This window comes from Pseudomonas sp. PDNC002 (genome assembly GCF_016919445.1).
Classification (GTDB): domain Bacteria; phylum Pseudomonadota; class Gammaproteobacteria; order Pseudomonadales; family Pseudomonadaceae; genus Pseudomonas.
This window is the reverse complement of the sequence record NZ_CP070356.1, coordinates 1,666,293-1,678,940: the sequence shown is the minus strand read 5'-3', so window position 1 is coordinate 1,678,940 and position 12,648 is coordinate 1,666,293. Positions and strand designations below refer to the sequence as shown.

11 protein-coding genes are annotated in these 12,648 nt (G+C 65.9%); 6 read left to right on the top strand and 5 right to left on the bottom strand.

Annotated elements, in window-relative coordinates; translation table 11 throughout:
* Positions 1 to 25: 25 nt before the first annotated feature.
* The 5 genes from JVX91_RS07730 to rpmE all read right to left on the bottom strand — a co-directional run bounded on the left by JVX91_RS07730 (position 26) and on the right by rpmE (position 4,844).
* On the bottom strand, positions 26 to 799 hold the full coding sequence (locus JVX91_RS07730) for a phosphatase PAP2 family protein (protein WP_205338731.1): 774 nt from the start codon (positions 797 to 799) through the stop codon (positions 26 to 28).
* 180 nt (positions 800 to 979) lie between these two features.
* Positions 980 to 2,248 carry a malic enzyme-like NAD(P)-binding protein gene (locus tag JVX91_RS07725; protein ID WP_205338730.1) on the bottom strand — a complete coding sequence of 423 codons (1,269 nt, stop codon included), beginning with the start codon at positions 2,246 to 2,248 and terminating at the stop codon, positions 980 to 982.
* A 103-nt stretch (positions 2,249 to 2,351) separates the two neighbouring features.
* Positions 2,352 to 3,797: a M48 family metalloprotease gene (locus JVX91_RS07720; protein ID WP_205339959.1), complete on the bottom strand. Its 1,446-nt coding sequence runs from the start codon at positions 3,795 to 3,797 to the stop codon at positions 2,352 to 2,354.
* 2 nt (positions 3,798 to 3,799) lie between these two features.
* Positions 3,800 to 4,603 (bottom strand): thermonuclease family protein, encoded by an 804-nt coding sequence (locus tag JVX91_RS07715; protein WP_205338729.1) that lies wholly within the window; start codon positions 4,601 to 4,603, stop codon positions 3,800 to 3,802.
* A gap of 25 nt (positions 4,604 to 4,628) precedes the next feature.
* The gene (rpmE, locus tag JVX91_RS07710) at positions 4,629 to 4,844 is read right to left on the bottom strand and encodes a 50S ribosomal protein L31 (protein ID WP_024766509.1); all 216 of its coding nucleotides are present in this window, start codon (positions 4,842 to 4,844) and stop codon (positions 4,629 to 4,631) included.
* Between the two features lie 174 nt (positions 4,845 to 5,018).
* Between rpmE and JVX91_RS07705 the strand changes: the two genes are divergently transcribed.
* From JVX91_RS07705 to JVX91_RS07680, 6 genes are all read left to right on the top strand, one after another.
* Positions 5,019 to 7,280, top strand: coding sequence for a primosomal protein N' (locus JVX91_RS07705; RefSeq protein WP_205338728.1), 2,262 nt, complete (start codon positions 5,019 to 5,021; stop codon positions 7,278 to 7,280).
* A 204-nt stretch (positions 7,281 to 7,484) separates the two neighbouring features.
* Positions 7,485 to 9,224 (top strand): arginine--tRNA ligase, encoded by a 1,740-nt coding sequence (gene argS / locus JVX91_RS07700; RefSeq protein WP_205338727.1) that lies wholly within the window; start codon positions 7,485 to 7,487, stop codon positions 9,222 to 9,224.
* Positions 9,225 to 9,230: 6 nt separating this feature from the next.
* Positions 9,231 to 10,052, top strand: coding sequence for an SPOR domain-containing protein (locus tag JVX91_RS07695; protein WP_205338726.1), 822 nt, complete (start codon positions 9,231 to 9,233; stop codon positions 10,050 to 10,052).
* A 143-nt stretch (positions 10,053 to 10,195) separates the two neighbouring features.
* The gene (hslV, locus tag JVX91_RS07690; protein ID WP_205338725.1) at positions 10,196 to 10,732 is read left to right on the top strand and encodes an ATP-dependent protease subunit HslV; all 537 of its coding nucleotides are present in this window, start codon (positions 10,196 to 10,198) and stop codon (positions 10,730 to 10,732) included.
* Between the two features lie 28 nt (positions 10,733 to 10,760).
* Positions 10,761 to 12,101, top strand: a complete 1,341-nt coding sequence (gene hslU, locus JVX91_RS07685; protein WP_205338724.1) for an ATP-dependent protease ATPase subunit HslU — start codon at positions 10,761 to 10,763, stop codon at positions 12,099 to 12,101.
* A gap of 92 nt (positions 12,102 to 12,193) precedes the next feature.
* Entirely contained in the window at positions 12,194 to 12,565 is a 372-nt protein-coding gene (locus JVX91_RS07680; protein WP_205338723.1) for a DUF971 domain-containing protein, read from the top strand.
* Positions 12,566 to 12,648 lie beyond the last annotated feature (83 nt).

Here is a 12,648-nt window from a genome sequence, read left to right as displayed (position 1 = left end):
GCTCCAGGCACGGGAGCGCCAACCCTCAGAACAGCATCGCCGCCCGCAGGCTCATGCCGCCGCCGGTTTCGGGGACAACGGCGACGTTGTAGCGCTGGCTTTCAGGGCCTTCCAGGAACAGGTTGTAGGTGAAGTTGGCGAAGAAATTACCCACCGCCATTCCAACCAGCACATCGGTTGGGTAGTGCTTGTCACCTTCGACCCGCGATAGCGCGGTCAGGCCATCGAGCGTATAGAGGCCGGCCTTGGCGGTGTAGCGCAGGGTCGGGTTCATGTCGATGTAGTCGAGATTGCGCCGGGTGAAGCTGTTGTGCACGGCGGTGACCGCCGTGTGCTTGGAGGGAAAGGAGTCATCGGGAATGCCATCCGGCCGCTCGCGCCCGGACCACTCCTTGGCTTCCTCGACGAAGCCGGTCACCGCGTAGCGATCCGCCGCCAGCAGCGTCAGGTTGCGCCCGCGCCAACTCCACTTCTCCTCGGTATCCACGTCCTTGGGCGACGCCACCAGGGCGGTGACGACACTCAGGCCGGTGGCGAGGTTGAGCATGCGATCGGCAGCCTGGTTGGCGTCGCCGCCGAAGAACCAGTCGTGATTGCTCGCCGACTTCTGCCACTTGTGATCCCAGTTCCCCGCGGCGATCACCGCCGCCCCGGCCACCGGGGCCCAGACGTCGGCGCTGGTCACGGCGCGTTGCGCCGAATCCCCCACCCGCTCCCAGCTCATTTGTGGTGCGCCGGCGCAACCAATGAGCCCGGCGCTGGCCGCCAGGGTGGCGACTGCCAGCAAAGTCCGATTCATGATGTCCCCCTGTGCGCCTGGCCCTCCCCAGGGCGGCGGGCGCGTCAGTGAATGAGCGGGGAACTATAGTCCGGTGCATTCTGAAGGCCCCTGCCTTCAGTCATTATTCGGTAACTCTACATTTCGCACGTCGGAAAAAGAAAAACCCCGCCGAGGCGGGGTTTTCCAGGTCGGACGGAATCAGCCTTTGAAGACGTCTTCCACCGACTGCAGCGGGTAGTGCTTGGGATACGGCAGGGTCGCCACGCCGGTCTCGATGGCGGCCTTGGCCACGGCGTCGGAAACGACGGTGATCAGGCGCTTGTCCATCGGCTTCGGAATGATGTACTCGCGGCCGAATTCCAGCGCGGTCACGCCGTAGGCGTCGCACACGTCCTTGGGTACCGGCAGCTTGGCCAGATCACGCAGGGCCAGGGCGGCGGCGATCTTCATTTCTTCGTTGATGCGGGTGGCGCGAACGTCCAGGGCACCGCGGAAGATGAATGGGAAGCCGAGCACGTTGTTCACCTGGTTCGGATAGTCCGAACGGCCGGTGGCCATGATCACGTCATTGCGGGTGGCGTGGGCCAGTTCCGGCTTGATTTCCGGGTCCGGGTTGGAGCAAGCGAAGACGATCGGGTTCGGCGCCATGCGCTGAAGGTCTTCGGCGCTCAGCAGGTTGGCACCGGACAGGCCGACGAACACGTCGGCGCCTTCCAGGGCATCAGCCAGGGTGCGCTTGTCGGTCTCGGTGGCGAACACCGCCTTGTACTGGTTCAGGTCGTTGCGGCCAGCGTGGATCACACCCTGGCGGTCGATCATGTAGATGTTCTCGACCTTGCCACCCATGCTCACCAGCAGCTTCATGCAGGAGATGGCGGCAGCGCCGGCGCCGAGGCAGACGATCTTCGCGGTTTCCAGCTTCTTGCCGGCGATTTCCAGGGCGTTGAGCATGCCGGCGGCGGTCACGATGGCGGTGCCGTGCTGGTCATCGTGGAACACCGGGATGTCGCACTGTTCGATCAGCGCACGCTCGATCTCGAAGCACTCGGGTGCCTTGATGTCTTCCAGGTTGATGCCGCCGAAGGTGATGGAGATGCGCTTGACGGTATCGATGAAGGCCTGCGGGCTCTCGGCGTCGACTTCGATGTCGAACACGTCGACACCGGCGAAGCGCTTGAACAGAACGCCCTTGCCTTCCATCACCGGCTTGGAGGCCAGCGGGCCGAGGTTGCCCAGGCCGAGAATGGCGGTGCCGTCGGAAATGACCGCGACCAGGTTGCCCTTGCCGGTGTACTTGAAGGCCAGTTCCGGATCACGCGCGATTTCGCGCACCGGCTCGGCGACACCCGGGCTGTACGCCAGCGACAGGTCGCGGGCGGTGACGGTCGGCTTGGTCAGCTCGACGCTCAGTTTACCGGGGCGGGGTTGGGCGTGATATTCGAGGGCAGCGGTCTTGAGATCAGACATTTGGGCACTTCCGCTTTTGTTGCTTGTTGGACAGACGGGGGCCCGAGCATACGCACAAACCCCGCACCTGCCAAGGTAGCCCAAGCCCCTGCTGTCAAGACCTCTAGCGTACGACTTTCAGCCAATCGCCCGGTTTTGGCTGGCCAGTTGGATACAAGTCATTCAATAAACGTATACGATTTATCGAGTCAGTTTCCGGACCGGATTCAGCCTTCGCGAACTGCTCGACAGTCTGCCCGGATTTGACCTGAACGACGGCGATCCGGCGCGGTTGTGCGAATTTCTGTTCGTCCGCGCGCATCGGCCGGAAGCTGCGGATAACCTGCATGAACTGATCATCGACGCTTTCCAGCGAGGCGCGACCTTTGACCACACCGATAAACAGGAACGCGCGGTCCTTCTGGTAGATCACCGCCGCGCGGCGCGCCGGGTTGCCTGGCACCACGCCGGTGGCGACATCCAGACCGTTCTGCTGGAAGCTCTGCTCGTCCGCCAGGCGCCCGCCAGCGCCCTTGCGCAGGTACTCCGCCGGGGTCAGCTGGCCGTCGCGCGGCACCAGCTTCATCCCTATGTAGGCCTGCTGGTCGCCGGTGTAGCCCACCAGGGCGGTCGGCTGGTTGAGGATGCCCCAGCCCGCCGGATAGGTCAGGGTGAAGTCCAGCTCCGAGTGGTAGAAGCTCTGCCCGCGACGCACGCCGCTGGCGGCGGAGTCGCCGAAGGGCATGCCGTCGATGGCCTTCAGGTAACGCTCGGCGGCCACTTCGCGCTGGCCGCTACCGGCCAGTGCCTGGGCCGGGCCGAGGACCTGCTTGAGGCGCTGGTCGTTGTCCGGGTGGGTATCGAACAGGCCGTGGTAGCCGACCGGCTGGGCAGTCTGGCCCTTGCGCGCGGCCTCGTCGCGGGCGAAGTCTTCCTGGTTCTTCAGCACCCGCACCACCTGGATCATGGCGGTGGGGTCGTAGCCGGCGCGAGCCAGGTACTTGGCGCCCAGGCCGTCGGCCTCCAGCTCCATGTCGCGGCCGTAGCCGCGCACGAAGGCGGTGCCGAGCACGTTGGTGAGATCGGCGGCGGCACCGACGCCGGTACCGATGGCCACGGCCTGGCCGAGGATGTTCCAGGCGCTGGACTGGCTTTGCTGCTTGACGCTATGCCGCGCGGTAACGTGGCCGACCTCGTGGCCGAGCACGGCGGCCAGTTCCGCCTCCGAGCCCAGATACGCCATCAGCCCACGGTGGATATAGATGTAGCCGCCGGGCAGGGCGAAGGCGTTGATGTCGGGCGTGTCGATGACCGTGAAGTGATACTGCAGCTGCGGCCGGTCGCCGGCGCGGGCGACCCGCTCGCCGACCTGCTGGACATAGGCCTGGAGCTTCTCGTCCTCGTAGCGCGGGTACTGCTTGGCGATTTCCTGGCTGTACTTCTGGCCCATTTCCAGCTCGCTCTGCTCGCTCATCATCACGAAGTCAGACTTGCCGGTGGCCGGGTTGGTGGCGCAGCCGCCGAGGACGCTCAGCAGCGCCAACAGGGCCAGGATTCCGAACGAGCGCACGCTCATGGCAATACCTCCATCATCGCCGGGTCGGTCACAGGCAGCATCCAGCGCGCCTGTCCGGGTTTCACGCCACCGCGCGCGGAGCGGTCGATGACCCAGCCGCGCGCCTCTACCTGTCGACCCTTCAGGTCGCGCAGGGTTGCATCGTCGAACTGCTTCACGAGCCTGGCTTCGATCCGCAGTACCAGCGGGCCATCAAGATCGATCCACAGGCCGCCGCGATTGCGTTGTACCTGCTCGACCCGGCCACGCACCACCGCAAAACCGCTTTCGTGAACCTGTTCCGCTGTCTGCACCGGGGCGCGCTTCCACAGCCCCAGCTTGGCGCTACGGGCTTCACGCTCGGCGGCCTGCTGGCAGGCAACAAGATCGGTGTTGGGGGCGATAGCTACAAGGTAGCCCAGGCCCTCGGCGAGCAGGCGGGATTCGAGGTTGTTGCCGCGGGAGTCATAGGCGTGCGCCAGGGTACGGCCGTACTTGTCCTTGCCCTGCTGGCCGGTAATCAGGCCGACCTCGCCGTCATTGGCGGCGACCAGTTCCTGCAGGCGGCGCTGGGCGGCAACGGCGAAGGGCTCTTCGGAGCGGCCATGGTGAGCCAGTTCCGGGGCGTTCACGCCGATCAGGCGGACGCTGCGGCCATCGGCCAGCTTGAGCGTGTCACCGTCCACCACCCGCACAACACGCACGACTTCGGGCGATGAGGGCTTCGGACAGGCAGCCGCCGACACGTCTGCCGCAAAGCAGACAGCCATAAAAAAGGCGCCCACGAGGGACGCCTTTTTCGAGATACCGTGAAAAACCATAAGGGGCCTTTCCCGGAAATCGATCTTACTTCTTGCCGCCGAACATGGCGAAGCGCTGGTTGAAGCGGTCGATACGGCCGCCGGTGTCCAGAACTTTCTGCTTACCGGTGTAGAAGGGGTGGCACTCGGAGCAGACGTCCAGGTGAATGCCCTTGCACAGGGTGGAACGGGTTTTGATCACGTTGCCACAGCTGCAGGTAGCTTCGATGTCTTCGTACGCGGGATGGATTTCCGGTTTCATGGTCTCTTCCTCTGGTGGTGTGCCGCCACCCAGTCTCTGGCAGAAGCCGAGCCACGGCCATCAAGGACCGCGGGCGGGATCTTTTACCGGGCACCGCACGCAAATTAAGGGCGTGGATCATACCAGAGAACATTTTCAACGCAAGATCAGGCATGACCGACCGTCGCATCGCCCATGCTACCATCCCACGCTCCCCGCCGCCCCGGAATCCGTCGCGTGCCCTCACCCTCCATCCTGCGTCTCGCCCTGCCCTCGCCGCTGCGTCGCCTGTTCGACTACCTGCCTCCACGAGGGGTGGACGTGTCGCGCCTGCAGCCGGGCGTGCGCCTGCGCGTGCCGTTCGGCCGCCGCGAGATGGTCGGCGTGCTGGTGGACAAGGTGGAAACTTCCGACGTGCCGGCGGACAAGCTGCGCCCGGCACTGGCCGTACTCGACCGCGAACCGCCGATGCCGTCGCATCTGCTGGAGCTGTGCCGCTGGACGGCGCAGTACTACCAGCACAGCCTGGGTGACACCTTTTCCTGGGCGCTGCCCAACCTGCTGCGCCAGGGCGATCCCGCCGAAGCGCGCCAGCAGCGCTTCTGGCACGCCGAACCCGGCGCCCGCGAGGAAGACCCGCGCCTGGCCCGTGCGCCGCGCCAGCGCGAGACGCTGAAGATCCTCAAGCAGCACCCCCACGGCGTCGCCCACGAACTGCTCAGCCAACTGCAGATCAACAAGGACAGCCTCGACCTGCTGCAGGAAAAGGGGCTGGTCTCGCTGGAAGTCCGCGTCCACAGCGTGGCGCCGCACCATGGCCCCTGGCTGGCGCAAGCCGAGTTGCCGCTGAACACCGAGCAGCGCGCCGCCTTCGAATCCGTGCGCGCCGGCCTCGGCAGCTTCCACAGTTTCCTCCTGGCCGGCGTCACTGGCAGCGGCAAGACCGAGGTCTACCTGCAGCTGATCCGCGAGACCCTGGAAGCCGGCAAGCAAGCGCTGGTGCTAATCCCCGAGATCAACCTCGGCCCGCAGACGCTGAGCCGCTTCGAGCGCCGCTTCAACGCGCGCATCGCCCTGCTGCACTCGGCGCTGACCGACCGCGAGCGCCTCGACGCCTGGCTCGCCGCCCGCGACGGCGAGGCGGACATCGTCATCGGCACCCGTTCGGCGCTGTTCACCCCGCTGAAGAATCCGGGGCTGATCATCATCGACGAGGAACACGACGCTTCCTATAAACAGCAGGAAGGCCTGCGCTACCACGCCCGCGATCTGGCCATGGTGCGCGCGCGCCTGGAGAACGTGCCGATCCTGCTCGGTTCGGCGACACCGGCGCTGGAAAGCCTGCACAACGCCCAGAGCGGCCGCTACGGCCTGCTGCGCCTGACCCAGCGCGCTGGCGGCGCGCACCAGCCGAAGTTCCATCGCCTGGATGTGAAGAGCCTGCCGCTGGATTCGGGCATCTCCATGCCGTTGCAGCGCTCGATCAAGGAAACCCTGGCCGCCGGCCAGCAGGTGCTGGTCTACCTGAACCGTCGTGGCTTCGCCCCGACCCTGCTGTGCCACGACTGCGGCTGGATCAGCCAGTGCCCGCGCTGCGACGCGCGGATGACCGTGCACCAGGGCAGCGGCGAGCTGCGCTGCCACCACTGCGATCACCGCGAGCGACCTCCGCGCAACTGCCCGAAATGCGGCACCGTCGACCTCCGCCCGGTCGGCGCCGGCACCGAGCGCGCCGAAGAGCGCCTGCGCATCCTCTTCCCGGATTACCCGGTGCTGCGCATCGACCGCGACAGTACCTCGCGCAAGCACGCCATGCGCGACCTGTTCGCTACGATCAACAAGGGCGAGCCGTGCATCCTGGTCGGCACCCAGATGCTCGCCAAGGGGCACCACTTCCCGCGCGTCACCCTGGTGGCGATCCTCGATGCCGATGGCGGGCTGTTCTCCGCCGACTTCCGCGCCAGCGAACGCATGGCCCAGCAGATCGTCCAGGTCGCCGGGCGCGCCGGGCGCGCCGAGGAGCCGGGCCGCGTGTTGATCCAGACGCACCTGGCCGACCACCCGCTGCTGGTGCAACTCACCGAGCAGGGTTACTTCGCCTTCGCCGAGCAGGCCCTCACCGAACGCCGCGCCGCTGGCCTGCCGCCATTCGCGCACCTGGCACTGCTGCGCGCCGAAGCGCACAAGCCCGGGCAGGCCGAAGGTTTCCTCGACGAAGCCTGCGCCGAAGCCGAGCGCCTGCAGGCAGCGCTGGGACACGAGGTGGAACTCCTCGGCCCGGTGCCGGCTCCCATGGAGCGCCGTGCCGGCCGCTACCGCGCCCAACTGCTGCTGATGAGCACGGCCCGCGCACCGCTGCACCGTCTTCTCACCCCCTGGCTGCAGACGCTCGAAGGCATGCCCAGCGGGCGCCAGGTGCGCTGGTCGCTGGATGTGGACCCGATCGACCTGTTCTGACAGCGCTCTTTATTCCTAGGAACCCGCGCAAGCTTGCGCATCCGTCCTACATTGACTTCCATCAGCCGCGACGGATGGCACAGCGGCGAGACTGAACAAGGAGCGCTCCGCGGTTGGCAAGCCATGTCCAGCCACGGATAATGCGCGGTTCTGAGCCCGATAACCGGTCGCGCGCGCCGGATGCACGCGAGCACGGAGATAACCATGAAAGACACGATTCGCCACCTGATCCAGCAAGCCCTTGTCAGCCTCACCGAAGACGGCACCCTGCCGGCCGGCCTGACGCCCGACATCCAGGTGGAGAACACCAAGGACCGAACCCACGGCGACTTCGCCAGCAACATCGCCATGATGCTGGCCAAGCCTGCCGGGATGAAGCCACGCGACCTGGCCACCAAGCTGGTCGAGGCGCTGCCGCAAAGCCCGGAAGTGGCCAAGGTCGAGATCGCCGGCCCCGGCTTCCTGAACTTCTTCCAGGACCAGGCCTGGCTCGCCGCCAGCCTCGACAAGGCGCTGGCCGACGAGCGCATCGGCGTACGCAAGGCTGGCCCCGCGCAGCGCGTGGTGGTGGACCTGTCCTCGCCGAACCTGGCCAAGGAAATGCACGTCGGCCACCTGCGCTCGACCATCATCGGCGACGGCGTCAGCCGTGTGCTGGAATTCCTCGGCGACACCGTGATCCGCCAGAACCACGTGGGCGACTGGGGCACCCAGTTCGGCATGCTGCTGGCCTACCTGGAAGAACAACCGGTGGACGCCCAGGCCGAGCTGCACGACCTGGAAGTCTTCTACCGCGCCGCCAAGAAGCGCTTCGACGAGTCCCCCGAGTTTGCCGACCGCGCCCGTGAACTGGTGGTCAAGCTGCAGGCCAAAGATCCCAAGTGCATGGCCCTGTGGACGCGCTTCAACGACATCTCCCTGTCGCACTGCCAGAAGGTCTACGACCTGCTGGACGTGAAACTGACCATGGCCGACGTGAAGGGCGAGAGCGCCTACAACGACGACCTCGCGCAGGTGGTGGCCGACCTGACCACCAAGGGCCTGCTGGTCGAGAGCGACGGCGCCCTGTGCGTGTTCCTCGACGAGTTCAAGAACGCCGAAGGCGAGCCGCTGCCGGTGATCGTGCAGAAGGCGGGCGGTGGCTACCTCTACGCCACCACCGACCTCGCCGCGATGCGCTACCGCCACAAGGTGCTGCACGCCGATCGCGTTCTGTACTTCGTCGATCAGCGCCAGGCCCTGCACTTCCAGCAGGTGTTCGAAGTGGCCCGCCGCGCCGGCTTCGTCCCGGCCAGCATGGATCTGGAGCACATGGGCTTCGGCACCATGAACGGCGCTGACGGCAAGCCATTCAAGACCCGCGATGGCGGCACCGTGAAGCTGATCGACCTGCTGATCGAAGCCGAGGAGCGCGCCTACACCCTGGTGAAGGCCAAGAACCCCGACTTCAGCGAGCAGGACCTGCGCCAGATCGCCCACGCCGTTGGCATCGGTGCGGTGAAGTACGCAGACCTGTCCAAGCACCGTACCAGCGACTACAGCTTCAACTTCGACCTGATGCTGAGCTTCGAGGGCAACACCGCGCCGTACCTGCTGTATGCATACACCCGCGTGGCGAGCATCTTCCGCAAGCTGGGCAAGGGTTATGACGAAGTGGGCGGCAAGATCGTCCTGCAGCAACCGCAGGAAATCGCCCTGGCCGCACAGCTGGCGCAGTTCACCGACCTGCTCAACAACGTGGCGATCAAGGGTGTGCCGCACATCCTCTGCGCCTACCTGTACGAGCTGGCCGGCCTGTTCTCCAGCTTCTACGAGCACTGCCCGATTCTCACCGCCGAAGACCCGGCGCAACAGGAAAGCCGCCTGCGCCTTGCCGCGCTGACCGGCCGTACCCTCAAGCAGGGCCTGGAGTTGCTGGGCCTGGAAACCCTGGAGCGCATGTAAGCACCCATGGCGAAGAAGAAACCCGCTCCCAAGCGCGGCGCCAGCCGCTACCAGGCCCCGGCCAAGAAGACGTCGGTCCCCGGCTGGGTCTGGCTGGTCGCCGGCCTGGCCATCGGCGGCTTCATCATGTTCCTGATGAAGCTGGAGCCGGGTCGCAACGACGTCAAACGGGAAAAACCCGAAGCGCCCAAGACCGTGGTCGGCTCCAACAAGCCGTCCGGCACCGTGCAGCCGCAACAGCCGGCCGCGCCGACCGGGGTGAAGCCCAAGTACGACTTCTACACCCTGCTGCCGGGCTCGGAAGTCGCGGTACCGCCGGAGGCCGTGCCGCCGCCGGCCAAGCCGCAACAACCGCAGACGCCGCCGACCGTGGTGGCGACCAAGGAAGAAGCCGAGAAGATCGACACCCAGCGCGCCCTGGCAGCGCTGAGCGGGCAGAATCCGCCACCGCCCGCGGTGGTCAAGCCGGCAACGCCCGCCACACCGCCTGCGACCCAGGTCGCCAGCGCGCAGAAGCAGGCACTGCCGCAGGCTCCGGCCAGCGACACCGCGCCGGCCAAGCCGACTCCGCCGCCAGCTGTGGCTGCCACGCAGTATTACCTGCAGGCCGGCTCGTTCCGTAAGCAGACCGACGCCGATCACCTGCGCGCGCAGATCATAATGCTGGGCCAGAACGCCCGCGTGGAGTCCGGCACCGTGCGCGACGAAACCTGGTACCGCGTCATGGTCGGCCCCTACGGCGACCGCGCCAAGGCGTCCGCCGCGCAGAAACAGCTGGCCGGCAACGGCTTCAGCAATCTGCTGTTACAGCAGCGCCAGACCCGCTGACCCCCGTGAAATCGAGACCTGCGCCGACAGGCGGTGCGTGAAAAGCGCGCTCCCTGTCCGGCGTAGGACTTGAACCCCGCCGACCGAGTCCCCATCTGACTCTGCATTCGGGCACAACGCCCCGCTTGTGTGGAGTAAGACCCTTGACCACCATCGTATCTGTCCGCCGTAACGGCAAAGTCGTCATGGGCGGCGACGGCCAGGTTTCCCTGGGCAACACCGTGATGAAAGGCAACGCGAAGAAAGTCCGCCGCCTGTACCACGGTGAAGTACTGGCCGGCTTCGCCGGCGCCACCGCCGATGCCTTCACCCTCTTCGAGCGCTTCGAGCAGCAATTGGAAAAGCACCAGGGCCACCTGGTGCGCGCCGCCGTCGAGCTGGCCAAGGACTGGCGCACCGACCGTTCCCTGAGCCGCCTGGAAGCCATGCTCGCCGTGGCCAACAAGGATGCCTCGCTGATCATCACCGGCAACGGTGACGTCGTCGAACCCGAGCATGGCCTGATCGCCATGGGCTCCGGTGGCGGCTTCGCCCAGGCTGCGGCAATGGCCCTGCTGCAGAAAGCCAGCGACGACATGAGCGCCCGCGAAATTGCCGAGACCGCGCTGAACATCGCCGGCTCGATCTGCGTGTTCACCAACCAGAACCTGACCATTGAGGAGCTCGACAGCGCCCTCTAAGCGCTGTCGTTCCGGAGTAGCACGTCAAATGTCCATGACTCCCCGCGAGATCGTCCACGAACTCAACCGTCACATCATCGGCCAGGACGACGCCAAGCGCGCCGTCGCCATCGCCCTGCGCAACCGCTGGCGGCGCATGCAGCTGCCGGCCGAGCTGCGCGCCGAAGTAACGCCGAAGAACATCCTGATGATCGGCCCGACCGGCGTCGGCAAGACCGAGATCGCCCGTCGCCTGGCCAAGCTGGCCAACGCGCCCTTCATCAAGGTGGAAGCGACCAAGTTCACCGAGGTCGGCTATGTCGGCCGTGACGTCGAGTCGATCATCCGCGACCTCGCCGATGCCGCGATCAAGATGCTCCGCGAGCAGGAAGTGCAGAAGGTGAAGTACCGCGCCGAAGATGCCGCCGAAGAGCGCATCCTCGACGCCCTGCTGCCGCCGGCACGCACCGCCGGTTTCGGTGACGAGCCAGCACGCGAGGACTCCAATACTCGCCAGCTGTTCCGCAAGCGCCTGCGCGAAGGCCAGTTGGACGACAAGGAAATCGATATCGAGGTGGCCGACATCCCGGCCGGCGTGGAAATCATGGCCCCGCCCGGCATGGAGGAGATGACCAACCAACTGCAGAGCCTCTTCTCCAATATGGGCAAGGGCAAGCGCAAGACCCGTAAGCTGAAGGTCGCCGAAGCGATGAAGCTGATCCGCGACGAGGAAGCGCAGCGCCTGGTCAATGAAGAAGACCTCAAGGCCCGCGCCCTGGAAGCGGTGGAGCAGAACGGCATCGTCTTCATCGACGAGATCGACAAGATCGCCAAGCGCGGCAACGTCGGCGGCGCCGACGTCTCCCGCGAGGGCGTGCAGCGCGACCTGCTGCCGCTGATCGAGGGCTGCACCGTGAACACCAAGCTGGGCATGGTGAAGACCGACCACATCCTGTTCATCGCCTCGGGCGCGTTCCACCTGTCCAAGCCCAGCGACCTGGTGCCGGAACTGCAGGGCCGCCTGCCGATCCGCGTCGAGCTGAAGGCCCTGAGCCCGAGCGATTTCGAGCGCATCCTCAGCGAGCCGCATGCGTCGCTGACCGAGCAGTACACCGCGCTGCTGAAAACCGAAGGCCTGGACATCGAGTTCGCCGCCGACGGCATCAAGCGCCTTGCGGAGATCGCCTTCCAGGTCAACGAGAAGACCGAGAACATCGGTGCCCGTCGCCTGCACACCCTGCTCGAACGCCTGCTGGAAGAGGTGTCGTTCGACGCCGCGGACCTGGCCAGCGAGCACAGCGACAAGGCCATCGTGATCGACGCCGCCTACGTCAACAGCCACCTGGGTGAACTGGCGCAGGACGAAGACCTGTCCCGCTACATCCTGTAAGCGGTCGAGTACCGTTACGACGGGGCGCCTCAGGGCGCCCCGTTCGTTTTACGCGGCGCTACAATGGCCGCACGCACGCCCAGGAGTCGTCCATGCGCATCCCAACCGCCATCAAGTTGCACAAGGCCTCGAAGAAGCTGTCCCTGACCTACGGGGAGCAGTCCTATGAGCTGTCCGCGGAGTTCCTGCGCGTGCACTCTCCCTCGGCTGAAGTGCAGGGACACGGCAATCCGGTGCTGCAAGTCGGCAAGTTGAATGTCGGCCTGAGCAACCTGGAGCCGGCTGGGCAGTACGCGCTCAAGCTGACCTTCGACGATGGCCACGACAGCGGCCTGTTCACCTGGGATTACCTCTACGAGCTGTGCATCCGCCACGACGAGATGTGGGCGGATTACCTGGCGCAGCTGGAGAAGGCCGGCAAGTCGCGCGATCCGTCGGAGTCCGTGGTCAAGCTGATGCTATAACCGGGACACCACACTTCCTGACTGCGCAGGAGCGGACTCCGTCCGCGATCGGCCCCAGGCCACGCCAAACCCATCGCGGATAA

Coding starts and splice junctions, on each gene's coding strand:
- JVX91_RS07730 (WP_205338731.1), bottom strand. CDS start 799: ATGAATCGGACTTTGCTGGCAGTCGCCACCCTGGCGGCCAGCGCCGGG.
- JVX91_RS07725 (WP_205338730.1), bottom strand. CDS start 2,248: ATGTCTGATCTCAAGACCGCTGCCCTCGAATATCACGCCCAACCCCGC.
- JVX91_RS07715 (WP_205338729.1), bottom strand. CDS start 4,603: ATGGTTTTTCACGGTATCTCGAAAAAGGCGTCCCTCGTGGGCGCCTTT.
- rpmE (WP_024766509.1), bottom strand. CDS start 4,844: ATGAAACCGGAAATCCATCCCGCGTACGAAGACATCGAAGCTACCTGC.
- JVX91_RS07705 (WP_205338728.1), top strand. CDS start 5,019: ATGCTACCATCCCACGCTCCCCGCCGCCCCGGAATCCGTCGCGTGCCC.
- argS (WP_205338727.1), top strand. CDS start 7,485: ATGAAAGACACGATTCGCCACCTGATCCAGCAAGCCCTTGTCAGCCTC.
- JVX91_RS07695 (WP_205338726.1), top strand. CDS start 9,231: ATGGCGAAGAAGAAACCCGCTCCCAAGCGCGGCGCCAGCCGCTACCAG.
- hslU (WP_205338724.1), top strand. CDS start 10,761: ATGTCCATGACTCCCCGCGAGATCGTCCACGAACTCAACCGTCACATC.
- JVX91_RS07680 (WP_205338723.1), top strand. CDS start 12,194: ATGCGCATCCCAACCGCCATCAAGTTGCACAAGGCCTCGAAGAAGCTG.